The sequence below is a fragment of the Kitasatospora sp. DSM 101779 genome (genome assembly GCF_025655475.1).
Lineage (GTDB): Bacteria > Actinomycetota > Actinomycetes > Streptomycetales > Streptomycetaceae > Kitasatospora.
Window position 1 is genome coordinate 1,700,283 of the sequence record NZ_JAHTIK010000001.1, and the last position, 22,976, is coordinate 1,723,258.

The following is a 22,976-nucleotide window of genomic DNA, read 5'->3' on the forward strand; positions in this document are numbered from 1 at the left end:
ACCGTCACTTCCGTCCCGCGCAGTTCCCCGCGCCCCTCGTCGTTCGCCCTACTCCCCCACGGTGTAGAACGGCTCCTCGGGGAGGTCCGTGCGGAGCACGGCGAGCTGGAGGCCCCGGTCTAGGCGGACCCGGAGGGTGGCGTCGCCGGAGAGTCCCGCGACCAGTCGGTCGACGGCGCCCCGCAGCTCCTCCTCCCCCGCCCCGGCCGCCGGCACCAGCGCGAGCACCGCGTCCGCGTCGCCGTCCGGCCGCAGGTACCCACGGGCCACCGCCGGCTCCGCCGCGAGCAGCTCCCGCAGGGCCCGGTGCACGTCCGGATCGGCGGCCGGCCGGACGTACCGGCGGTTCTCGGCGACGGCCCGCAGCCGTGCCCCGTTCAGCACGAAGGTGACCGGCCCGGCCGGGTCGACCAGCAGGGTGTCGGCGCGCTCCGAGAAGGCCACCATCGCGGCCTGCGGGGCGGCGACCGGTGCCGGCCTGGCGTCCGCTCGCCAGCGGGCCATGGTCTCCAGCGAGGTGAAGGCCGGCAGGGCGCGCCGCCCGTCGGGGGCCTCGATCACGGGGACGGCCATGTCGCTGGTCTTCTCGTGCTTCAGCCCGTTCGCGTCGGTCTCGACCTCGCCGAGCAGGGCGACGATCGGCACCATCAGCCGGCTCGGGGTGAGGGCCTCGAGGAGTTCGGGCTCCTGCGACGGGTCCTGCGCCCAGGCGTCGAGGGCCCGGACGAGGCGCGGGTCGGCGGTGCCGTCGTCGTCGGCGAATCCGGGGTTCGGAATGTTCTTGCGCTCCACCCGTCGAGGGTATGCCACCCATATGTCCGGCTTCTCAGACGGTGCTCACCCCGGACTCACCTGACCCCGAGGAGTCCGGCCCAGGATCGCCCGCACGACCTCAGCCCGACGGACCCGAACCGCGGCCAGCCGGCGCCGCCGCCGGCAGCGCAGTGGCGCCTCCTGGTGGTGCTCGCCCTCACCGCCACGGCGGTGCGGCTGCACCGGGAGCGGTCGGACGGCACGGTGCCGGTGGCGGCGGCCGCGGTGTCGGCGACCCCGGCGGTCGACCTGGACGCGGAGCCGGCGGCCGCGGTGCGGGACGGCGGCGGCCACCTGGCGGTCGCCGTACTGGACACCGCCTCCGGGGCGGGTGCGGCGTACGGCACGGACCGGCTCGTCACCGCCGGCATCGTCAAGGTGCCCCGTCCGCCGCGGCGAACGGTCCGGCGGCTTCCCCGGCGGCCGCCTCTACCCAGCAGTAGGCGCCGTGTGGGACGCTGCCGCCATGGCCACCGACCTCGCCTCCGCCGTGTCCGGCGCCGTCTCGGACCGCTCCCGGTACGACCGGGCCACCGCGCACCTCGACGCGCCGTTCGCGATCGTCGACCTGGCCGCGTTCGACGCCAACGCGGCGGATCTGGTGCGCCGCGCGAACGGCAAGCCGATCCGGGTGGCGAGCAAGTCGGTGCGCTGCCGCGCGCTGCTGGAGCGGGTGCTGGCCACCGAGGGCTTCGCCGGGATCATGAGCTTCACCCTGGCCGAGTCGATCTGGCTGGCCCGGCAGGGCTTCACCGACGTCCTGCTCGCCTACCCGTCCGCCGACCGGGCCGGCTTCGGCGAGCTGACCGACGACCCGAAGCTCGCCGGGGCGATCACCGTCCTGCTGGACGACCCCGCGCAGCTGGACCTGATCGACTCCTCCCGCGAGGGGTCGGAGACCGTCCGGGTCTGCCTGGAGCTGGACACCTCGCTGGAGCTGTTCGGCGGGCGGGTCCGGTTCGGCGCCCGGCGCTCGCCGCTGCGCACCCCCGAGGCGCTGGGCGGCTTCGCCGAACTGGTGCAGAACCGGCCGGGCTACCGGGTGGTCGGCCTGATGGCGTACGAGGGGCACATCGCCGGCGTCGGCGACCGGGTGGCGGGCCGGCCGGTGCGCTCGCGGCTGGTGCGGATGATGCAGACCCGGGCCCGGGCCGAGCTGGCCGAACGGCGGGCCGCGGTGGTGCGGCGGCTGCGGCAGGTCGCCGAGCTGGAGTTCGTGAACGGCGGCGGCACCGGCAGTGTGGAGTCGACGGTGGCCGAGTCGGCCGTCACCGAGGTCGCCGCGGGCTCGGGCCTGTACCAGCCCCGGCTGTTCGACAACTACTCGTCGTTCCGGGGGCGTCCGGCGGCGCTGTTCGCCCAGCCGGTGGTCCGCCGGCCCGGGGTGGGCGCGGTGACGGTGCTCGGCGGCGGGTACCCTGCCTCGGGCCCGGCCGGCACCGACCGCTCCCCGGTGCCGTACCTGCCGGAGGGCCTTCGCTACGACCCGCAGGAGGGCGCCGGCGAGGTGCAGACGCCGCTGCTCGGCGCGGCCGCGGACGACCTGCTGATCGGTGACCGGGTGTGGTTCCGGCACGCCAAGGCCGGCGAGCTGTGCGAGCGGTTCGCGGAGCTGCACCTGGTGGAGGGCGACCGGGTGGTGGAGACGGTGCCGACGTACCGCGGCGAGGGGCGCACCTTCCTCTGAGGCGCGCCCCGCCGGGGCCGGGGATCCGTCAGGTGCCGCCGGGGCCGGTCGCCTTCGCGGCGGCGATGCCCTTGACGATCGTGTCCATCTGGGCGACGTCGGGCGCCTTATCGGCGATGTCGAAGCCGAGGTGGACGGTGACCAGGCTGCCCGCCTTCACACTGGGGAAGACCACCGTCTCCACGTAGCCGTCGTTGCCCTGCGGGGCGTCGACCTTCCAGCGGACGAGGTAGCCGCTGCGCCCGGCAACGGTGACCGCCTCCGACTTCAGCTCCTCATGGGACTTCACGTCGCCGTAGGCCTCCTTGGCCGCGGCGGCGATGTCGGTGAGGGCGGCCTGCTTGGCGTCACTGCCCTCGATGCTGTCGGTGGACGCGCCGCCGAGCGAGCAGCCGTCCTTGCCGTTGGGGCAGGTGTACGAGCCTATGGAGAGCGCGGCGTGGCCGTCGGGGGTGGTGGCCCCCTGCCACCCGGCGGGAACCGGCAGGCTGATGCCGTTCACCATGTCGATCGCGGTCGAGGCGTTCCGTCCGCCGCGGCCGGGGCCGTTGCCCTGGCCGTTGCCCTGACCGTTGCCGCCGCCCTGACCGTTGCCGCCCCCGTCGCCCTGGCCGCTGCCGCTGCCCTGGCCGCCGTTCTGACCGGGGAAGCCCGGGAAGCCGAAGCCGTCCGAACCGTTCCCGCCGGGGCGGTAGCGGCCGTCGAAGGGGCGGGCCGCCGACGTCCGGTCGTCGCCGTGGTCCATGGCCAGGTAGGTGACGCCGGATCCGACCGCGAGGCCGGCCACCGCGGCCACGGCCGCCGCGACGACCACCGGGCGCGAGGGGCGCCGGCGGGCCTTCGGCGCGGCCGCGACGGCCGTCGGCATCTCCGGGTAGCGGACCGTCGGCCCGTCGTCCAGGACGCGCCCCTCGATCACGGTGGGCTCGTCCTCGCCGGCGGGCGCCTCGGAACCCGGCACGGGCGCCTCGGCGCCGGGGGCGGGACGGGTGGTCGCCGTCCAGCCCTTGCCGTCCCAGTAGCGCTCGGATCGGGGGTCGCTGGTGGTGTCCTTCGGGTCCGGGTACCACCCGGCGGGAATCTGCTCGCTCACGCCATCGAATCTAAGGGCGGGCGGATAAGCGCCATATCAGCAGGAGGGTCGAAACGCCCTGTTCCCGATGAGATTACGGTGAGAATCGGATCAGGCTGCCGTTGACCCCGGCCGACTCGTCGCTCGCCAGCCAGGCCGCCGCGGCGGCGAGCCGTTCCGCGTCGCCGCCGCCGAGTGCGTTGAACCGGATGCCCTCCGGCCCGAAGGCGTCCGCGAGCTCCCGGGTCAGCGTGCCGACGCCCGCCGCGGCGACCGCGGCGGCCAGCCCGCCCTCCGCCGCCGGGCCCGCCAGGTTGACCACCGAGCCGCGCCCGTGCCGCCGCAGGTAGGGCAGCGCGGCCCGGCAGCAGAGGAAGACAGCGGTCAACCGGGTGCCCTGGACGACCCGCCAGGCGTCCGGCGGCACGTCCAGCACCGGGCCGTCGGCGGGCGGCGCCCCGGACGGGCCGTTCACCACCGCGTCCACTCCGCCGAAGGTCTCGTACGCCTCGTCGAACAGCGCCTCCACCATGTACTCGTCCAGCGGGTCGGTGTGCACGAACGGACCGCCCACCGAGCGGGCGACCGCCTGCCCCGCCTTCTCGTCCGGGTCCGCGCACACCACCCGGGCGCCCTCCGCGGCGAGCCGCCGGGCCGCCGCCGCCCCGGCCTCCCCCGCGAAGCCGCTCACGCCGGTCACCACCGCGACCTTTCCGGCCAACCGCCGGGGCACCCCCGGTTCCGCTCCCGCCATCGGGCACCTCCGCCACTCGCCGAGCACGTTCCGACACGACACGGTTACCGTACGTCGTACCGCCGACGGCGGCGGTGTGGCGCGTGCCGCACTCCCCGATCGTGCCGCGGCGGCCCGTGAGGAGGCAGAATGCCCGCCATGACTCCTCGGCCCGTGATCGGCATCAGCACCTCCGTCCTCGACGCGGCCTGGGGCCGCTGGGACAGCATCCGCACCGTCCTGCTGGCCGAGCGCTACCCGTCCGTGGTGCAGGCTGCCGGCGGGCTCGCCGTGCTGCTGCCGCCGGACGCCGCCGAGCACGCCGCCGACGCCGTCGCCCGGATCGACGCTCTGGTGATCGCCGGCGGCGCCGACGTCGACCCCGCCCGGTACGGCGCCGCGCGCCACCCCGAGACCGACGGCGGCGAGCCCGAGCGGGACGTCTGGGAGTCCGCGCTGCTGCGCGCCGCACTGGCCGCCGAGCTGCCGGTGCTCGGGATCTGCCGCGGCATGCAGCTGCTCAACGTGGTCCGCGGCGGCACCCTGCTGCAGCACCTGCCGGACGTGGTGGGCCACCAGGGCCACATCGGCGCACCCGGCACCTACGGGCGCCACCCGGTGCGGCCGGTGCCCGGCACCCTGCTCGGCGAGCTGCTGCCGGACCCCTCGGTGGACGTCCCCACCTACCACCACCAGGCGGTGGACCGGCTCGGCCAGGGGCTGTCGGTGTCCGCCTGGGCCGAGGACGGCACGGTCGAGGCGATCGAGGGCGCCGGGTTCACCCTGGGCGTCCAGTGGCACCCCGAGCAGGGCGACGACCTGCGGCTGATGACCGCACTGGTGCGGACCGCGGCCGCGGTGCGCGCGCAGGCCGCCGTCACCGCCTGACCGTCTCCGCGCGCGGCCGCCCGCCCGGATTCGCGCCCGGCGGCCCGAACGGCCGTGCGCGGCAACGACAACGGTCACCAGTGCAGGCTTTGGATCTTCGTCGGTTCTGGGGTTCACTTCGGGTGCGGGCGGTGTCCGCCGCCCGCACGGGCAGCACGTGCACGAGAGGACTCCGATGGCCGGCGACCACCACGAGCACGACCACGGGCACAGCGACCGCGGGCGCGGGCACGGCGGGCACGGGCACGGTGCGAAGGGCCATGCGCACAGCCACGGGGTGTCCGCCGACGCCGACCGGCGGTGGCTGGTCTCCGCGCTCGTGCTGATCACCGTCTTCATGGCGGGCGAGGTCGTGGTCGGCCTGGCGGCCTCCTCGCTGGCACTGATCTCCGACGCGGCGCACATGCTGACGGACGCTGCCTCGATCGCGCTCGCCCTGGTCGCCATGCGGCTGGCCGCGCGGCCGGCCCGCGGCGGCTACACCTACGGCCTGAAGCGGGCCGAGATCCTCTCCGCCCAGGCGAACGGCGTGACCCTCCTGGTGCTCTCCGCGTGGCTCGGCTACGAGGCGGTCACCCGGCTCATCGATCCGCCGGAGGTGCACGGCTCGCTGGTGCTGATCACCGCGCTGGTGGGGATCGTGGTCAACCTCGCGGCCACCTGGTGCATGTCCCGGGCCGACCGGACCTCGCTCAACGTCGAGGGCGCCTTCCAGCACGTGCTCACCGACCTGTACGCCTTCATCGCGACGGCGATCGCCGGCCTGCTTGTGATGCTCACCGGGTTCGTCCGGGCGGACGCGATCGCCTCGCTGGTGGTGGTGGCGCTGATGCTGCGGGCCGGCATCGGGCTCGTCCGCGACTCCGCCCGGATCTTCCTGGAGGCCGCCCCGGCCGGCGTCGACCCGGACACCGTGGCGGACCGGCTGGTCGCGGTGCCGCTGGTCGAGGAGATCCACGACCTGCACATCTGGGAGATCACCTCCGGCGAGCCGGCGCTGTCCGCACACATCCTGGTCGCCCCCGGTGGCGACTGCCACGCCGTCCGGCGCGAGCTGCAGCGCCGGGTCCGCGACGAGTACGGGATCGCCCACGCCACCCTGCAGGTCGACCACGTCGGCGAGGAGGGGCCGCAGGAGCTGCTGCAGATCACCAGCGCGCCGGCCGCGGCCGGCGACGAGGAGCACTGCGCGGAGGCCCACGGCCCGGTGCACCGCAGCGGCCCGCACCCGCACTGACCGCCCCCGGAGACGGACCGGTACGGCATGATGCGGAGGGTGACCGCACCGCGCCTGATGCTGCTCGACACGGCGAGCCTCTACTTCCGTGCCTACTTCGGTGTCCCGGAGTCCCTGAAGTCCCCCGCGGGCGAGCCGGTGAACGCCGTCCGCGGGCTGCTCGACTTCATCGCCCGCCTCGTCCAGGACCACCGGCCGGACCAGCTGGTCGCCTGCATGGACGCCGACTGGCGCCCGCAGTGGCGGGTCGACCTCATCCCCACCTACAAGACGCACCGGCTCGCCGCCGAACCCGCCGTCGAGGGCGAGGAGGAGGTCCCCGACACCCTGGCACCGCAGGTGCCGGTGATCGAGCAGGTGCTGGACGCCCTCGGCATCGCCCGGGTCGGCGTCCCGGGCTACGAGGCGGACGACGTCATCGGCACCCTCGCCACCCGCGCCACCGGCCCGGTGGAGATCGTCACCGGCGACCGGGACCTCTTCCAGCTGGTGGACGACGAGCGCGGGGTGACGGTGCTCTACCCCGTCAAGGGCGTCGGCTCGGCGCAGCCGGTCGACAACGCCCACCTGCTGGAGAAGTACGGCGTCGACGGGGCCTCGTACGCGGACATGGCCGCACTGCGCGGCGACGCCAGCGACGGCCTGCCCGGGGTCAGGGGAATCGGCGAGAAGACCGCCGCCCAGCTGATCCGGACGTACGGAGACCTGGCCGGGGTGCGCGCGGCCGCCGCCGACCCGGGTTCCAAGCTCACCCCGGCCCGCCGGAAGAACCTGCTCGAGGGCGCGGCCTACCTGGACGTCGCGCCGGCGGTCGTCCGGGTCGCCACCGACGTGCCGCTGCCGGAGTTCGACCCGGCGCTGCCCGCCGAGCCGCTCGACCCGATGGCGCTGGAGGCCCTCGCCGAGCGCTGGGGCCTCGGCGGCTCGCTCGAACGCGTCGTCGCCGTCCTGGCGGACGCCGCGTCCTGATGCCGCTCCGGGGCCGCGTGAGCGGTCCGGGAACGGGTCTCCGTCCCGCCGGGCGCACGGGGGTGCCCGCGCGCCCGGCGGCCGGGGTCAGCCGACCGAGGAGTAGGCGATGATGCCGCGGCGGAGGGCGTCGACCGCCTTGCGGGCGGTGCTCCGCAGGTCGGCGTCCTCACCGGCGGCGTCCTGGATCTGGCCGAGGACGTCGATCAGCTGCTTCGTCCAGCGGACGAAGTCGCCGGCCGGCAGGTCGGCGTCGCGCAGCACGGCGTCCAGGTTGTGGCCGAGGGCCCAGCGCCAGGCGACCCAGGCGAAGCCGAGGTCGGGCTCGCGCTGGCCGACGCCCTCGGCGGTGGAGATCCGGTGCTGCTCCTCCAGGGCGTCGAGGTGGCCCCAGATCCGGATCATCTTGCCGAGCGCGTCCTTGGCGGCGCCCTCCGGGACGCGCGGGGCGACGGCGTCGTCGGACTGCCGGGCCTCGTACACCAGCGCCGAGGCGCAGGCGGCGAGCTCGGCGGCGGACAGACCCTTCCAGACGCCCTCGCGGATGCACTCGGAGGCGAGCAGGTCGAGCTCGCCGTAGAGCCGGCCGAGCCGCTTGCCGTCGTCGGTGACGGTGTCGCCCTGCAGGTAGCCGAGGTCGGCGAGCAGGCCGCAGACCCGGTCGAAGGTGCGGGCGATGGTGTGGGTGCGCGAGCGCATCCGGCGTTCCAGCAGCTCCGTGTCCCGGTGCAGCCGGTGGTAGCGCTCGGCCCAGCGGGCGTGGTCCTCGCGCTCGTCGCAGCCGTGGCAGGGGTGCCGGCGCAGGTCGGCGCGCAGCCGGGTGATCTCGGGGTCGTCCGCGGCGGCGGCGCGGCCGCGGCGGTGCCGCTCGGGTTCGAGGTGGCCGGCCTTGGTGCGCAGGGCGGAGGCGAGGTCCCGGCGGGACTGCGGGCTGCGCGGGTTGAAGGACTTCGGGATCCGCAGCCGCTCGACGGCGGCCACCGGGTACGGGAAGTCGATCATGGCGAGCCGCTTCACCTGTCGCTCGGCGGTGAGCACCACCGGGCGGGGCCCGTCCTGGTAGTCGGGGTGCCGGGGACCGCCGCGGCCGACCGGCGGCAGCCCGGGGTCGAGGACGAGGGCGAGGCCGGCGAACTTGCCGGTGGGCACGTGGATGACGTCACCGGGCTTGAGCTGCTCGAGGGCCTCGACGGCGGCGGCCCGGCGCTGGCTGGTGCCCTCGCGGGCCAGCTCGTTCTCACGCTCCTTCAGCTGCCGGCGCAGCGCCATGTACTCGTCGAAGTCGCCGAGGTGACAGGTCATCGACTCCCGGTAGCCCTCCAGGCCCTCCTCGTTGCGCTGCACCTGGCGGGCGATGCCGACCACCGAGCGGTCCGCCTGGAACTGGGCGAAGGAGGTCTCCAGCAGCTCGCGGGAGCGGTGCCGGCCGAACTGCCCGACCAGGTTGACCGCCATGTTGTACGAGGGGCGGAAGGAGGACTTGAGCGGGTAGGTGCGGGTGCCGGCGAGTCCGGCCAGCGCCTCCGGGTCCAGGCCGCGCTGCCAGAGCACCACGGCGTGGCCCTCGACGTCGATGCCGCGGCGGCCGGCGCGGCCGGTGAGCTGGGTGTACTCGCCGGGGGTGATGTCGGCGTGGGTCTCGCCGTTCCACTTGACGAGCTTCTCCATGACCACCGAGCGGGCGGGCATGTTGATGCCGAGGGCGAGGGTCTCGGTCGCGAAGACGGCCTTGACCAGGCCCTTCACGAAGAGCTCCTCGACGACCTCCTTGAACCGCGGCAGCATGCCGGCGTGGTGGGCGGCGATGCCGCGCTCCAGGCCGTCCAGCCACTCGAAGTAGCCGAGGACGTGCAGGTCCTCGTCGGGGATGTCGTAGCAGCGCTGCTCGACGATCTCGCGGACCTGGCGGCGCTCGCTGTCGCGGTTGAGTCTCAGGCCCGAGGCGAGGCACTGCTGGACGGCGGCCTCGCAGCCGGCCCGGCTGAAGATGAAGGTGATCGCGGGCAGCAGGCCCTCGGCGTCGAGGCGTTCGATGACGTCGATCCGGCCCGGTGTCCAGACCCGGCCGGGCCGGCCGGCGGGCATGGAGCGGCCGCGGCCCTTGGCGAAGCGGTCCCGGCCACCGCCGCGGTCCATCTCGGAGCGGGCGAGCCGGACGAGTTCGGGGTTGACCGCCTTGGCCGGGTTGCGCGGCGCGTCCTTGGGTCGGCCGTCGCGGTCCGGGTTGGCGAACAGGTCGTACATCCGGTTGCCCGCCATGACGTGCTGCCACAGCGGCACGGGGCGGTGCTCGGAGACGATCACCCGGGTGCCGCCGCGCACCGTGTCCAGCCAGTCGCCGAACTCCTCGGCGTTGGAGACGGTGGCGGAGAGCGAGGCCAGCACCACCGACTCGGGGAGGTGGATGATGACCTCCTCCCACACGGCGCCGCGGAAGCGGTCGGCCAGGTAGTGCACCTCGTCCATCACCACGTAGCCCAGGCCGTTGAGGGCGCTGGAGCCCGCGTAGAGCATGTTGCGCAGCACCTCGGTGGTCATCACCACCACCGGGGCGTCGCCGTTGACGCTGTTGTCGCCGGTGAGCAGGCCCACCTTGGCGGCGCCGTAGCGCTTGACCAGGTCGCCGAACTTCTGGTTGGAGAGCGCCTTGATCGGCGTGGTGTAGAAGCACTTGCGGCCGCTCGCCAGGGCCAGGTGGACGGCGAACTCGCCGACGATGGTCTTGCCGGAGCCGGTCGGCGCGGCGACCAGGACGCCCTCGCCGGCCTCCAGGGCCCGGCAGGCCTCGATCTGGAACGGGTCGAGCGGGAATTCGTACAGCTGCTGGAAGCCGTACAGCGCGGTCGCCTGCTCGGCGGCCCGGCGGCGGGAGGCCGCGTAGGCCTCGGCGGGACTGAGCTGCTCCTCGGGCAGGGGGGCGTTCATCGGCGTCACCTTCTCTTCCCGTGGGAGTGCTGCCCGTGCGGGCCGGACGGGTGCGCAGACGGCGACGCCTGCGGCTGCGGGGCCGTCCGGACTGTCCGTCCGACCGGGGCGCAGCGGGTGTGGTGGGTGTGGTGATCGAGCATCTCGCCCAGAGGTTACCCGGCGTGGCCGACATCGATAGCACCCTTTTCCGGGTCCTGCGGGGCCGCTGCGGCGGGTGGTCACCGGGTGCGGTCGAACCGCTGCGACGGGTCGCAGGCGCGTTCGGCGGCGGGCCCGGAACTGGCAGTTCAATCACATCCTTAGTTGCAAATGTCTTCAAGTCGCCGCCGAATCGACGTCAAATGACCGACACTCACTCATCCACGATCGATTCCGGTCATCCAGCGAAGATTCCCGACCGTCTCCCTACAGTCGTTGCCGAACCCGCCCGAACGGTGCGGGCACCGCGACAGCAGGAGGAAGACGATGGCGAACCCGGAGACCGCGCTCAAGGAGGCCATGACGATCGAGGGCGCGATCGGCGTCGCCCTGGTCGACTACGGCAGCGGCATGGCCCTCGGGACGCTCGGCGACTCCGCCGAGCTCGACCTCAACGTGGCAGCCGCCGGCAACACCGACCTTGTCCGGGCCAAGATGCGGACGATGGAGATGCTCAACCTGCAGGACAACGGGATCGAGGACATCCTGATCACCCTCAGCAGTCAGTACCACCTGATCAGGCCGCTCACCACCTCCAGCGGCCGCGGACTCTTCCTCTACCTGGCGCTCGCCCGCAGCCGGTCCAACCTCGCCATGGCCCGCCACCAGCTGAAGCGGATCGAGGCCGGCCTTGAGGTCTGAGCCCACCCTGGGCCGTACCGACCCGGAGCCGGAGAGGGGGCCGCGTGCCCGTACCGCTGTACCAGGCCAAGGCGGAGTTCTTCCGGATGCTCGGCCATCCCGTCCGCATCCGGGTTCTCGAACTGCTGCAGACCGGCCCCACACCCGTCCGTGAGCTGCTCGCGGACATCGAGATCGAGCCGTCCAGCCTCTCCCAACAGCTCGGCCAGCTGCGCCGGGCCGGGCTGGTGACGGCCACCAGGGAGGGCTCCACCGTCGTCTACGCACTGGCCGGCGCCGACGTCGCCGACCTGCTCCGGGCGGCCCGCCGCATTCTGACGGAGCTCATCCAGGACCAGGGCGTGCTGCTCGCGGAGCTCAGAGCCTCCGACTGAGCCGACCGGCGGGCCCACGGCCGCCGCGCACACCCTCCTCCACTGCACCTCGACGACCACCGTCCGCCGGGCGGGGGCTCGATGACGCACGTTCACACGTCTTCCATGTGACCGATGACATGTGAAATATTACCCGCGCTCATCCGACCACCCCCGCCCGGAAGGACCGGTCCCGTTGAAGCGCACACCCTCCACGGCCCTCGCGGCCGTGCTCACCCTCGGCGCCCTCGCCGTCGGCATACCCGGCGCCTCGGCCGCGCCGTTACCCCCCGCCCCGCGGCTCGCCGCCGCCGAGCAGGCCCAGGGCGCCGAAGGCCCGCAGCCCGAACCCGTCCCGCAGGAGCGCCGGCGGCAGGCCCTGCGCACCGAGGCGCTGGAACAGCTGAACCGCGGCACCGTCGCCCGCACGCCCGACCACCGCGCACCCTCACGGGTGCGGATCGGCGACGACTACGTCCAGCTCGGCCTGGAGCGCCGCGACAAGGTGTTCGTGATCCTCGCCCAGTTCGGCGACCAGGTGGACACCACCACCCAGTGGAACGGCCAGCCGCGCTACGGCGGCACCCCCGGCCCCCGCCACAACGCGATCCCCCGGCCGGACGCGAGCGACACCCACACCTTCTGGAAGGCGGACTTCGACCGGGACTACTACCGCCGGATGTTCTTCGACGCGACGCCCGGCGCCAACTCCGTCCGCAACTACTACCGGACCCAGTCCTCCGGCCGGTACGACATCGACGGCACCGTCAGCGACTGGGTGACCGTCCCCTGGAACGAGGCCCGGTACGGCAGCAACAAGGGCCCGCAGGGCAGCGGCGCCTGGACGCAGACCCAGGAGTTCGTCCGGGACGCGGTCAAGGCCTGGTACGACGGCGAGATCGCCAAGGGCCGCACCCCGGCCGCCGTGAAGGCCGAACTCGCCCAGTACGACGTCCACGACCGCTACGACCACGACAAGGACGGCGACTTCGACCAGCCGGACGGCTACCTCGACAACGTGATCGTGGTGCACGCCGGCGTCGACGAGACCTGGGGCGGCGGCGCCCAGGGCACCGACGCCCTGTGGGCGCACCGCAGTTGGGCCTTCCCCGACCCGACCGGCAGCACCGGCCCGGCCGGTGACCGGATCGGCGGCGTGCCGGTCGGGGACAGCGGGCTCTACGTCTACGACTACCTGCAGGCCGGCGAGAACAGCGGGGTGGGCCTCTTCTCCCACGAGTACGGCCACAACCTCGGCCTGCCCGACCTCTACCCGCTGACCGGCGGCGACAACTCCGTCAACTTCTGGTCGCTGATGTCCTCCGGCTCGTACCTGGGCACCGGACGGAAGAACACCACCGGCGAGTACCCGGGCGATCTCGACGCCTGGAGCCGCCTCCAGCTCGGCTGGTTGAACTACGACGAGGCACAGGCCGCCACCCGGTCCAGCCACGCCCTCGGGGTGAGCGGCTACAACACCGACCAGGCCCAGGCCGTGCTGGTGCACCTGCCGCCGGGCCGCACCACCACCGACCTCGCCGACCCGTACGAGGGCGGCGCCCAGTGGTGGAGCGACACCGGGGACAACCTCGACAGCTCCCTCACCCGCACCGTCGACCTCACCGGCCGGACGGGACCCGCCGCCCTGGACGCCGCAGCCTGGTACGACCTCGAGCAGGACTACGACTTCCTCACCGTCGAGGCCTCCACCGACGGCGGGAAGACCTGGCGGCCGCTGCCCGGCACCGCCGACGGTGCGCCGATCCCCGCCACCCCGGCCGGCACCCCCGGCCTCAGCGGCGCCTCCGGCGGCTGGAAGAAGCTGCACGTCCCGCTGGACGGCCTCGTCGGCGGCAGCGTCGGCCTGCGATTCCACACCACCTCGGACTCCAACACCCACGGCAAGGGCGCACTCGTCGACGCCGTCCGGATCACCGCGGACGGGACCGAACTCCTCGCGGACGGCGCCGAGCACGGCGGCGACCCCGGCTGGACGGCCACCGGCTTCTCCGTGGTGCAGGGCCGCGCGGCCGTGCGCGAGCACCCGCGGGCCTACCTGGTGGAGAACCGGCGGTACGCGGGCTACGGCGCCTACCTGCGGACCGGGCCGTACAACTTCGGGTGGACCGGGGTGGCCGGCAGGGCCGGGGTGATCGACACCTACCCGTACCAGGAGGGCGTGCTGGTCTGGCTCTGGGACACCGCCTACTCCGACAACAACACCAAGGACCACCCCGGCACCGGACTGATCCTGCCGGTGGACGCCCACCCGGGGGCGATCCGCTTCAAGGACGGCACCCCGGTGAACGGGCGGGCCCAGACCTACGACGCGGTCTTCTCGCTGCGGCCCACCACCGCCTTCACCCTCCACAAGGCGGGGGAGGCCGTGCGGATCGGCGCCGAACCGGCCGTACCGGCCTTCGACGACCACCGCGGGACGTACACCGACCCGGCGCTGCCGCAGCTCGCCGTCGCCGTGCCGGACACCAACACCAGGATCGAGGTCGTCCGGGAGAGCCAGGGCGGGCGGATCACCACCGTCCGGGTCGGCCCGGCCTCCTGATCACGGCGCCCGACGGTCGTCGCACCACGGCGCAGCTGCCCGGCCGCACGGCGACACGGGCGCCATGACAGCGCGGTCGGGTGGAAGCACGGCCGAGTGACGGGACGACCGACCCACCGGCCCCGGCGGATCCCCGCCGGGGCCGGTGGCGTTGCCGTGCCGCCCGGCCGGTGGCCGCTCTCCCGGCGGGCCGCCCGCCCGGTGGGGCCGGGCCGGACGGCCGGGGCGGCCCGGCTCAGTAGCCGAAGCCGGCGGCGCCGGAGCGCAGCAGGGCGAAGGCCGTCCCGGTGTCCTCGACGGCCTGCCGGTGGGCGTCCGGCTCCGGCACGCCCTCGGAGAGCCGCCGCCAGTTGGTGCGGGTGAGGTCCTGCCGGACCGAGACGAACTGGGCGGCGAGCAGCCGGGCGGTCAGCTCCCCCGGTCCGCCGAGGGCTTCGGCGAGCAGCTCGGTGTCCCGGGCGATCCAGTCGAGCAGATGGGAGGAGAGGCTGGGAGTCCCGTAGACCAGCCGGTGGAAGGCCAGCACCTCGGGATCGGCGCACAGGCCGGTGGCCGCGTCGCGGGCGGCGAGCCGCTCCAGCTGGTGGCGTTCCAGGGCGTCCAGCGGGGTCTGATGCGGATCGCGGCCGGCGACCACCCGCCCGGACTCGCCGAGGTGGTCGGCGATCCGGTGCAGGACGAGCTCCTCCTTGGTCGGGAAGTAGCGGAACAGGGTGGGCTTGGAGACCTCGGCGGCGGCGGCGATCTCGAGTACCGAGACCCCGTCGAAGCCGTGCGCGAGGAACAGGCCGATCGCCGTGTCGGCGATCGCCTGCCGGGTGCGCTCCTTCTTGAGGGTCCGCAGACCGGGCGGCTCGTTCATGGCGGAGATTCTAACCCGAAGAACTGACTCGGGCTCTTTTGTTACCTGGTTGCATTTCTGACCGGGTTGCTGTTCCATGGGTGTCGTCCGGGCCTTCCCGAAGCCGCGCCCGGGTCCCAGGGGGAGGAGCTCCACCATGTCCGCAACCGTCCGCGACACGTCCGTCCTGATCTCCGGCGCCGGGCCGACCGGCCTGACGCTCGCCTGCCTGCTGGCCCGCCAGGGCGTGGCCGTCCGGGTGGTCGAGCTGGCACCGGAGCCGCACTCCGGCTCCCGCGGCAAGGCACTCAACGCCCGCAGCCTGGAGGTGCTCGCCGACCTCGGCATCGCCGACGCCCTGCTCGCCTCCGGCCGCACCGACCTGCCGTTCCGCCGCTACTTCGAGGGCACCTTCGCCGCCGAGTCGAACCCGGCGGCCGACACCCCGCCGACCCCGTCCGCCCCGTTCCCCAGCTCGCTCTTCCTGCCGCAGGACAGGGTCGAGGCGCTGCTGCGCGCCCGACTGGCCGAGCTGGGCGGATCGGTCGAGTTCGGCACCGAGCTCGTCGACTTCGCGCAGGACGACGAGCGGGTGACGGCCCGCCTCGCCGACGGGCGGGCGGTCGAGGCGCAGTACCTCATCGGCTGCGACGGCGGGCGCAGCACCGTGCGCAAGCGACTGGGCGTGGCCTTCACCGGCAACAGCGAGCCGGAGCCGGCCATGGTGGTGGGCGACCTCGAGATCAGCGGTCTGGAGCCCTCCGCGTGGCACCAGTGGTTCGGCCCGGAGGGCGCGCTGCTGCTCTGCCCGTTCGGCGGGGAGGACGACCGGTGGCAGGTGCAGGCCACACCCGAGACCGGGCCCGACGGCACGGCGCTGGCCCCCTCGCTGGAGGGCTTCCGCCGGATCGTCGCCCACCACACCGGCCGCGAGGACATCACGGTGCACCGGGCCGGCTGGCTCTCCAGTTGGCGGGTCAACGTCCGGGTGGCGGAGCAGTACCGGGTCGGCCGGGTGCTGCTGGCCGGCGACGCCGCGCACGTCCACCCGACGGCGGGCGGGCTCGGGATGAACACCGGCATCCAGGACGCGTGGAACCTCGGCTGGAAGCTCGGCCACGTCCTGACCGGTCGCGCCCGGCCGGCCCTGCTCGACAGCTACCAGGAGGAGCGGCAGCCGATCGCCGCCTGGACCTTGCGGACCTCCACCGCCGGGATGGCCGCAGTGGCGGAGGGCGCCCGCACACCGGGCGTCGGGCTGGAGGCCGTCCGGGTCGACGACCTCACCGGCCTGGCGCTCGGCTACCGCTGGAGCCGGCTCGCCGAGGACCGGCTCGGCGGCACCCTGCAGGCCGGCGACCGCGCACCGGACGCCCCCTGCACCGACGCCAAGGGGCAGCCGACACGGCTCCTGGAGACGTTCGAGGGCGACCGGTTCACCCTGCTCGCCTTCGGCCACCGCCCCTCCGCCGACCTGCCCGGACACGTCCGGACGGTCGCGGTCGACGCGGGCGACCCGGCCGGCCTGCGGGACACCGGGGGACACGCCCGGCGGGCGTACGGCGTCGAGGGCGGGGCGCTGGTGCTGGTCCGGCCGGACAACCACGTGGCGCTCGTCGCACGACAGGGCGAGGAGAAGGCCGTCCTCGACTACCTCGGACGCCTGTGAAGCGTCTCCCCCCGGGTGCCGGTCTCGCTTGTAAAGAGTTCTTTCTAAAGATAACTTTAGAAGCATGACCGAGGAGCATCCGGCGCCGGAGGTGCCGCCGACCGTGCAGCTCAGCGACCCGCGGGCGCTGAAGGCCTACGCCCACCCCACCCGGATGGCACTGGTCGGACTGCTCCGCCGCGAGGGCCCGCTCACCGCCACCCGCGCCGCGGAACTGGTCGGCGAGTCGGTCGCCAGCTGCTCCTTCCACCTCCGCCAGCTCGCCAAGTACGGGCTGGTGGAGGAGGCGGGCGGCGGGCGCGGCCGCGAGAAGCCGTGGCGGGCCACCGCCCTGTTCACCAGCTGGGACACCGCCGCCGCGGACCCGGCTGCCGCCGAGGCGGTCGGCGCCCTCCAGCGCACGGTGGTCGAGCGGTACGCCGCACTCGCCGTCCGCTGGCTGGAGGTCCAGCCGGACGAGCCGCCGGCCTGGCGCAGCGCCGCCGGCATCGGCGACACCCTGCTGCACCTGACCGCCGAGGAGCTCACCGAACTCGGCGCCCGGATCGACGAACTGACCCGCCCGTACCTGGACCGGCTCGGCGCCGGCGCCGAGCGCCCGGCCGGCAGCCGGCCCGTCCTGGTCGTCCGGATGGCACTTCCGGTCGACCTCCCGCCCACCGCCGACCGGCCGCCCCCCGGCCACCACCCGCACGACACCGCCCCACCGCAGGGCCCCACCGAGGAGGAGGCGCGGTGACCGCCACGACCGAGCCCACCGGGACACACGCCTCCGGGTCGACCGCCGACCCGGCAGCTGACCCCACAGCCGGCCCCGCGGTCGGCACCGCAGTCGGCCCCGTAGTCGGCCAACCGGACCGCCCCGGCCGTCCCGACCGCTGCGGCCGGCAGCTGATACCCGCCCTGCTCCGGGTCACCGAGTTCCGCCGCTACTGGACGGGCCAGACCATCTCGGCGGTCGGCGACCAGATCACCACCATCGTGCTGCCGCTGGTCGCGGTCAGCACGCTGCACGCCGACGCCGGCCGGATGGGCCTGCTCACCGCCGCGGGCTGGCTGCCCAGCCTGCTGTTCGCCCTGCACGCGGGCACCTGGGCGGACGGCCGCTCCGACCGCCGCCGGGTGATGATCGTCGCCGACGTCGCCCGGGCCGTACTGCTGCTCACCGTGCCGCTCGCCTACCTGCTGGGCGTCCTGACGCTCACCCAGCTGTTCGTGGTGGCCTTCGCGATGGGCACCTTCGCAGTGCTCTTCGACGTCTGCAACGCGCCGCTGTTCGTGGCGGTCGTCCCGGAGAGCCGCTACGTGGAGGGCAATTCGCTGGTCAACGGCAGCCGGGCGATGTCCTCGGCGGCCGGGCCCGGCATGGGCGGCGGCCTGGTGCAGCTGCTCGCGGCACCGCTGGCGCTGGTCGCCGACGCGGTCTCCTTCCTCGCCTCGGCCTTCGCCCTCGGCAGCATCCGGCCGACCGAGCCGCCCGCCGAGCCGCAGGCCCGCGGCCGGATATCGGCAGGGTTGCGGTTCATCGCCACCACCCCGATCATGCGGGCGGCGCTGCTGGGCACGGCGACGGTGAACCTCTTCACCTTCATGATCGCCGCACTGTTCGTGCTGTACGCGACGACCGAACTCGGCCTGTCCGCGGGCCTGCTCGGCACCGTGCTCAGCGCGGGCGCGCTCGGCGGCCTGATCGGCGCCGCGGTGACCGGCCGGATCAGCCGCCGGATCGGCATCGGCCGGGCGGTGGTGCTCGGGCTGATCGCCTACCCGGCGCCGCTGCTGCTCGTCCCCGCGGCACACGGCACCACCCTGCCGGTGGTCGCGCTGCTGCTGGCCGCGGTCTTCGGCTCAGGCATGGGCGTGATGCTCCTCGATATCACAGTCGGCTCGCTCTTCGCGGCAGTAATCCCGGATCGGCTCCGATCCCGGGTCTCCGGCGCCTATCAGGCGGTGAACTACGGCATCCGTCCGCTAGGTTCGCTTCTGGGAGGGGTGCTCGGCAGCACGCTCGGCCTGCGGCCGGCACTCTGGGTCGCCGCCATCGGTGCGCTCACCTCGTTCCTCTGGCTGCTGCCGTCGCCGATCCCCGGCCTCCGCACCCTGCCCGACGCGCAGGAGGAGAAGGGACTCTGACCCATCGTCAGGGAAATTCCGGGGAGTCGGGCATATGCCCGAGGAAACTGCCGGAACCCTCCCCCGCGCCGTCCACGGCGCGGTAGCGTTACGCCCCGTTGGGGCTACAGCCAGTAAGGGCGTGGCCACGGACGCGTCACGGGGGCGCTGAGGAGGGGTGCACACCATTGCCGGGGATCGACGACTGCCTGATCGAGGCGATGACCATCACCGGGGCTCTCGGTGCCAGCCTGGTCGACTGGACCAGCGGGCTCGCCCTCGGCGCCGCCGGCGCCGGCCCCGGCGGTGACCACGACGCCGGGGCGGCCGACGCCACCGAGGTGGCCCGGGCCATCACCCAGACCTCGTCCTTCGCCGACCCGGCCGCGAGAACCGCCCCAGCCGAGGACGTGATCGTCACCTCGGCCGGCACGTACCACCTGATCCGCTTCGTGGAGACGGCGTTCGACAGCAGCGTCTTCCTCTACCTGCGGCTCGACCGGGCCACCGCCAACCTCGCCATGGCCCGGTTGCGCCTTGCCACCATCGCCGACGGACTGGTGCTCGCATGATGCAGCCGACCCTGCAGCCGATGCTGCCACCGGCCCCCGAGCCGGTCGCCCACCGACCCACGACCAGGCTGCCCCGCAGGCACCGGTCGGGCTTCGCCCCGGCCACCGTCTTCGAGGCCGCCCTGACCGACCTCGCCGCCGACCTGGCCACCGGCGCCCTGCACGGCTCCGCCGGCACCGTCCACCTGGTCGACGGCGAGGTGGTGCATGCCGAGAGCCCGGCCACCCCGGACGTCGGCACCCTGCTCACCTCGGCCGGCCGGCTGTCCGCCCGGACCTGGGCGGACGCGATGGCCGCGACCCGCGGCAGCGGCACCGCCGCCGAGCACCTGGTCGCCGCCGGGGCGATCGGCCGCGGCGAGCTGGAGCTCTGCCACCTCACCGCCGTCCTGGACGCGGCCTTCTTCGCGCTGCCGCAGAACGACGGCCCGATCGGCTTCCTGCCCGGGGTGCGGCCCGGGCTGACACTGACCCGGCCGCTGGAGGCCGGGGCCATGCGCCTCGCGGTCGGCAAGCGCCGGGCGCTGCTCGACCGCACCCACCCGGCTGCGTGCCTGGACGTCTCCCCCGTCCACGCCCGCACCGAACCGGCAGGCGCCGACCGTCGGGCCGCCGCCTGCAGCGGCCGCCGCCGGGCTGTGCTCGCGGCGGCCGACGGGTACCGCACGCCCGCCCAGATCGCCCGGCTGCTCGGCCGGTCCGCCTACACCACGCTGCTCGACATCCGGCACCTGGCGGCCGCCGGGCTCATCGAGACCCCGGCGCCGAGGGACGGGCCCGCCCCGGTCGCCGCAGCCCGCGCGGCCGCCGGCCCGGTGGTCGCACCCGACCCGTCGTCCGCACCGGTACGGCCGGGCGGAGTGCCACCGCAGGCCGGGCCGCCCCCGGCCCACCCGGAGGTACTGCTGCCGTCGCCGGCGATGCACGACTTCCCGCCAGATCCGGAGATCGCCCTGCTGCTCCGGATCCGAGCCGCCCTGGAGGCCCGACTGTGAGCGTCCCACCCGCCCGTACGCCGTTCCGGGCCGCGTCATGAAGCGCGCCCTGCGCCAGTTCACGGCGAAGCGGACACCCGCCCTGCCAGAGCCGGAGGTGCTCAGCGAACTGCGCGGGCTGCGCGCCACCGTGCCGCACCTGACCGGCGGGCTGGTCGCCACCACCGACGGGCTGGTGGTCGCACACGACACGAACGGCCTGGAGCCGGAGGGTCTGGCGGCACTGACCGCGGCCGCCCTCGGCGTCGGCTCCCGGCTGATCGAGGCCAGCGGCCAGGGCGGCTTCCGCGAACTGCTCACCCGGGGCGAGCACGGCTACACGGCGACGTACGCGGCCGGCGGATACGTCGTGCTGACGCTGTTCGCCGGGCCGGACGCCAACGTCGGCCGGCTGCACTTCGAGGCCCGCCGGGCCGGCGGCCGGATCGCCGCGATCGCCGATGCGGCCCTGGAGCGCCAGGACCGCTCCTGACCACGTTTCACCACGCATCACCGACACACCGTCAATCCACCTTTCCGGAAGGAACCACCATGGCCAGCACGGAGCACGCCCTCAAGGACGCGATGAGCTCGATCGAGGGCGCCATCGGCGTCGCCCTCGTCGACTACAACAGCGGCATGGCCCTCGGCACCATCGGCGGCGGCGCGGAGCTCGACCTGAACGTCGCCGCGGCCGGCAACACCGACGTCGTACGGGCCAAGGTCCGGGCGATCGAGATGCTGAACCTCAAGGAAGCGATCGAGGACATCCTGATCACCCTGTCGACGCAGTACCACCTGATCCGACCGCTCACCAGTCGCTCGGGCAAGGGCCTGTTCCTCTACCTCGCCATCGACAAGCAGCGTTCCAACCTGGCGATGGCCCGCCACCAGCTCAAGCGCATCGAGGCCGAGCTGGAGGTCTGACGGCAGCACAACGGGTAGCGGGCCGGGGCGATCCCCCGGCCCGCCGGTGCGTCCGGGTCCGTCCGGGTCCGTCCGGGGTCGTCCGGGCCGCGAAAGGAACGGGCAGAACCCTGGCCGGCATTGAGGTGTCACACATAACATGGCAATGTGAAATTGCACATGCCGTGAGGTCGCCCCGCAGCGCCCGACCCCGCACCCCCGAAGGAGAGCCAGCCCGCCGTGACCACCGACGCCGTGACCACCGACGCCGTCCCCGCCCCGCCGAACACCGGCAGCCACGACCTCCCGGTCTCCCCCGCCCTCGACGCCTTCATGGGCACCGCCTGGGCGCCCAGCCCGCTGCCCGCCTCCGACCGGGTCGCCGCCCACGCGGTGACGCCGGCCCGCCGGGCCGCCCTGGCCGCGGCCTTCCCGGGGGAGCGCCTGGTCGTGCCCGCCGGGCAGCTCAAGGTCCGCAGCAACGACTGCGACTTCCGCTTCCGCCCGCACAGCGCGTACGCCTGGCTCACCGGCCTCACCGGCGAGGAGCAGGTCGGCCATGTGCTGGTGATCGAGCCCGACGGCGAGGCGGTGCTGCACGTCCGCCCGCGCTCGCCGCGCAGTGGCGGCTCCGAGTTCTACCGGGACCGCCGTTACGGTGAGTTCTGGGTCGGACGGCGGCCGGACCTCGCCGAGGCCGAGCAGTTGACCGGCATCCGCACCGTCCACCTGGACGCGCTCGCTAAGTCCGTCGGCCCGCAGGCCCGGGTGCTGGCCGGGGTGGATCCTGCGGTGGACGCGCTGACCGGCCGCCCGGCCGCGGACCGCACCGCCGGGGACGACCGGCTGGCCGCTGTGCTCTCCGAGCTGCGCCTGGTCAAGGACGCCTGGGAGGTCGACCAGCTCCAACTCGCGGTGGACCACACCACGGCCGGTTTCGAGGACGTCGTCCGCGCCCTGCCCGAGGCCCTCCGCCACCACCGCGGCGAGCGCTGGCTGGAGGGCACCTTCGAGCGGCGGGCCCGGCTGGAGGGCAACGGCACCGGGTACGAGACGATCGTCGCCTCGGGCGCGCACGCCTGCGTGCTGCACTGGATCCGCAACGACGGGCCGCTCGACCCGTCCCGACTGCTGCTGCTCGACGCCGGCGTGGAGACCGACTCCCTCTACACCGCGGACATCACCCGCACCCTGCCGCTGAGCGGCAGGTTCACCAGCGCCCAGCGGGACGTCTACGAGCTGGTCCTGGCCGCGCAGGACGCGGGCATGGCAGCCGTCCGGCCAGGAGCGAGTTTCCGCGATTTCCACCGGGCGGCGATGACGGTGATCGCCGAGGGGCTCGCCGAGTGGGGCGTGCTGAAGGTGTCCGCCGAGGAGTCACTGCGGTCGGACAGCGGCCTGCACCGCCGGTACACGCTCTGCAGCAGCGGTCACATGCTCGGCCTGGACGTGCACGACTGCGGCAGGGCGCGCGCCGAGACCTATCTGGACGGCCGCCTGGAGGAGGGCCACGTGCTCACCGTGGAGCCGGGCCTCTACCTGCAGCCCGACGACGAGACGCTGCCGCCGGAGCTGCGCGGCATCGGCATCCGGATCGAGGACGACCTGGTGGTCACCGCGGACGGCGCCCGGCTGATGTCGGCCGCACTGCCGCGCACGGTCACCGGCATCGAGGAGTGGATGGGCACCCTGCTGGGCTGACGGACGGACACCTCCGTCCCCCGAACTCCCACCACGGGCGGGGCGCCGGTCCTCGGCGCCCCGCCCGCACCCGTCCCCTCCTTCACCCGCTCCCCCACCCGCACCCGCACCCGTCCCC

Annotated in this window: 20 protein-coding genes; 15 read left to right on the forward strand and 5 right to left on the reverse strand. The window is 74.1% G+C overall.

What is annotated here, in order from left to right:
- Positions 1 to 48: 48 nt before the first annotated feature.
- A complete protein-coding gene (locus KSNIM_RS07935; protein WP_263102511.1) occupies positions 49 to 792 on the reverse strand; it encodes an SseB family protein in 744 nt (247 codons plus the stop codon).
- A gap of 487 nt (positions 793 to 1,279) precedes the next feature.
- Between KSNIM_RS07935 and KSNIM_RS07940 the strand changes: the two genes are divergently transcribed.
- Complete coding sequence (locus tag KSNIM_RS07940) at positions 1,280 to 2,500, forward strand: amino acid deaminase/aldolase (RefSeq protein WP_411543673.1); 1,221 nt, start codon at positions 1,280 to 1,282, stop codon at positions 2,498 to 2,500.
- A gap of 28 nt (positions 2,501 to 2,528) precedes the next feature.
- Here the strand turns inward: KSNIM_RS07940 and KSNIM_RS07945 are convergent, their stop codons facing one another.
- Positions 2,529 to 3,593 (reverse strand): DUF2510 domain-containing protein, encoded by a 1,065-nt coding sequence (locus tag KSNIM_RS07945; protein WP_263102512.1) that lies wholly within the window; start codon positions 3,591 to 3,593, stop codon positions 2,529 to 2,531.
- 73 nt (positions 3,594 to 3,666) lie between these two features.
- The gene (locus KSNIM_RS07950; RefSeq protein ID WP_263102513.1) at positions 3,667 to 4,272 is read right to left on the reverse strand and encodes an SDR family oxidoreductase; all 606 of its coding nucleotides are present in this window, start codon (positions 4,270 to 4,272) and stop codon (positions 3,667 to 3,669) included.
- Between the two features lie 192 nt (positions 4,273 to 4,464).
- On the opposite strand from KSNIM_RS07950, the gene KSNIM_RS07955 reads away from it, so the two are divergent.
- The 3 genes from KSNIM_RS07955 (at position 4,465) to KSNIM_RS07965 (ending at position 7,399) form a co-directional block, all read left to right on the forward strand.
- The gene (locus KSNIM_RS07955; protein WP_263102514.1) at positions 4,465 to 5,193 is read left to right on the forward strand and encodes a gamma-glutamyl-gamma-aminobutyrate hydrolase family protein; all 729 of its coding nucleotides are present in this window, start codon (positions 4,465 to 4,467) and stop codon (positions 5,191 to 5,193) included.
- Between the two features lie 175 nt (positions 5,194 to 5,368).
- Positions 5,369 to 6,430, forward strand: a complete 1,062-nt coding sequence (locus tag KSNIM_RS07960) for a cation diffusion facilitator family transporter (protein WP_263102515.1) — start codon at positions 5,369 to 5,371, stop codon at positions 6,428 to 6,430.
- A 57-nt stretch (positions 6,431 to 6,487) separates the two neighbouring features.
- Positions 6,488 to 7,399: a 5'-3' exonuclease gene (locus tag KSNIM_RS07965; RefSeq protein WP_263107866.1), complete on the forward strand. Its 912-nt coding sequence runs from the start codon at positions 6,488 to 6,490 to the stop codon at positions 7,397 to 7,399.
- Between the two features lie 87 nt (positions 7,400 to 7,486).
- On the opposite strand, the gene KSNIM_RS07970 is transcribed toward KSNIM_RS07965, so the two are convergent.
- Complete coding sequence (locus tag KSNIM_RS07970; RefSeq protein WP_263102516.1) at positions 7,487 to 10,324, reverse strand: DEAD/DEAH box helicase; 2,838 nt, start codon at positions 10,322 to 10,324, stop codon at positions 7,487 to 7,489.
- 468 nt (positions 10,325 to 10,792) lie between these two features.
- Between KSNIM_RS07970 and KSNIM_RS07975 the strand changes: the two genes are divergently transcribed.
- From KSNIM_RS07975 to KSNIM_RS07985, 3 genes are all read left to right on the forward strand, one after another.
- Positions 10,793 to 11,167 carry a hypothetical protein gene (locus KSNIM_RS07975; RefSeq protein WP_263102517.1) on the forward strand — a complete coding sequence of 125 codons (375 nt, stop codon included), beginning with the start codon at positions 10,793 to 10,795 and terminating at the stop codon, positions 11,165 to 11,167.
- A gap of 44 nt (positions 11,168 to 11,211) precedes the next feature.
- Complete coding sequence (locus KSNIM_RS07980) at positions 11,212 to 11,541, forward strand: ArsR/SmtB family transcription factor (RefSeq protein ID WP_263102518.1); 330 nt, start codon at positions 11,212 to 11,214, stop codon at positions 11,539 to 11,541.
- 175 nt (positions 11,542 to 11,716) lie between these two features.
- Entirely contained in the window at positions 11,717 to 14,083 is a 2,367-nt protein-coding gene (locus KSNIM_RS07985) for an immune inhibitor A (RefSeq protein ID WP_263102519.1), read from the forward strand.
- Positions 14,084 to 14,318: 235 nt separating this feature from the next.
- On the opposite strand, the gene KSNIM_RS07990 is transcribed toward KSNIM_RS07985, so the two are convergent.
- Complete coding sequence (locus tag KSNIM_RS07990; protein WP_263102520.1) at positions 14,319 to 14,945, reverse strand: TetR/AcrR family transcriptional regulator; 627 nt, start codon at positions 14,943 to 14,945, stop codon at positions 14,319 to 14,321.
- A 136-nt stretch (positions 14,946 to 15,081) separates the two neighbouring features.
- On the opposite strand from KSNIM_RS07990, the gene KSNIM_RS07995 reads away from it, so the two are divergent.
- The 8 genes from KSNIM_RS07995 (at position 15,082) to KSNIM_RS08030 (ending at position 22,858) form a co-directional block, all read left to right on the forward strand.
- Entirely contained in the window at positions 15,082 to 16,593 is a 1,512-nt protein-coding gene (locus KSNIM_RS07995; protein WP_263102521.1) for an FAD-dependent monooxygenase, read from the forward strand.
- 64 nt (positions 16,594 to 16,657) lie between these two features.
- Entirely contained in the window at positions 16,658 to 17,332 is a 675-nt protein-coding gene (locus tag KSNIM_RS08000; protein ID WP_263102522.1) for a winged helix-turn-helix domain-containing protein, read from the forward strand.
- Positions 17,329 to 18,726, forward strand: coding sequence for an MFS transporter (locus KSNIM_RS08005; protein ID WP_317633999.1), 1,398 nt, complete (start codon positions 17,329 to 17,331; stop codon positions 18,724 to 18,726). The genes KSNIM_RS08000 and KSNIM_RS08005 overlap by 4 nt, the downstream gene beginning before the upstream one ends.
- Positions 18,727 to 18,893: 167 nt before the next feature.
- Complete coding sequence (locus tag KSNIM_RS08010) at positions 18,894 to 19,277, forward strand: hypothetical protein (protein WP_030268693.1); 384 nt, start codon at positions 18,894 to 18,896, stop codon at positions 19,275 to 19,277.
- On the forward strand, positions 19,274 to 20,272 hold the full coding sequence (locus KSNIM_RS08015) for a transcriptional regulator (RefSeq protein WP_263102523.1): 999 nt from the start codon (positions 19,274 to 19,276) through the stop codon (positions 20,270 to 20,272). The genes KSNIM_RS08010 and KSNIM_RS08015 overlap by 4 nt, the downstream gene beginning before the upstream one ends.
- A 37-nt stretch (positions 20,273 to 20,309) precedes the next feature.
- Positions 20,310 to 20,744: a roadblock/LC7 domain-containing protein gene (locus tag KSNIM_RS08020; RefSeq protein WP_263102524.1), complete on the forward strand. Its 435-nt coding sequence runs from the start codon at positions 20,310 to 20,312 to the stop codon at positions 20,742 to 20,744.
- 59 nt (positions 20,745 to 20,803) lie between these two features.
- Positions 20,804 to 21,178, forward strand: a complete 375-nt coding sequence (locus KSNIM_RS08025; RefSeq protein WP_263102525.1) for a hypothetical protein — start codon at positions 20,804 to 20,806, stop codon at positions 21,176 to 21,178.
- Between the two features lie 219 nt (positions 21,179 to 21,397).
- Positions 21,398 to 22,858: an aminopeptidase P family protein gene (locus KSNIM_RS08030; RefSeq protein WP_263102526.1), complete on the forward strand. Its 1,461-nt coding sequence runs from the start codon at positions 21,398 to 21,400 to the stop codon at positions 22,856 to 22,858.
- Positions 22,859 to 22,976: the final 118 nt, after the last annotated feature.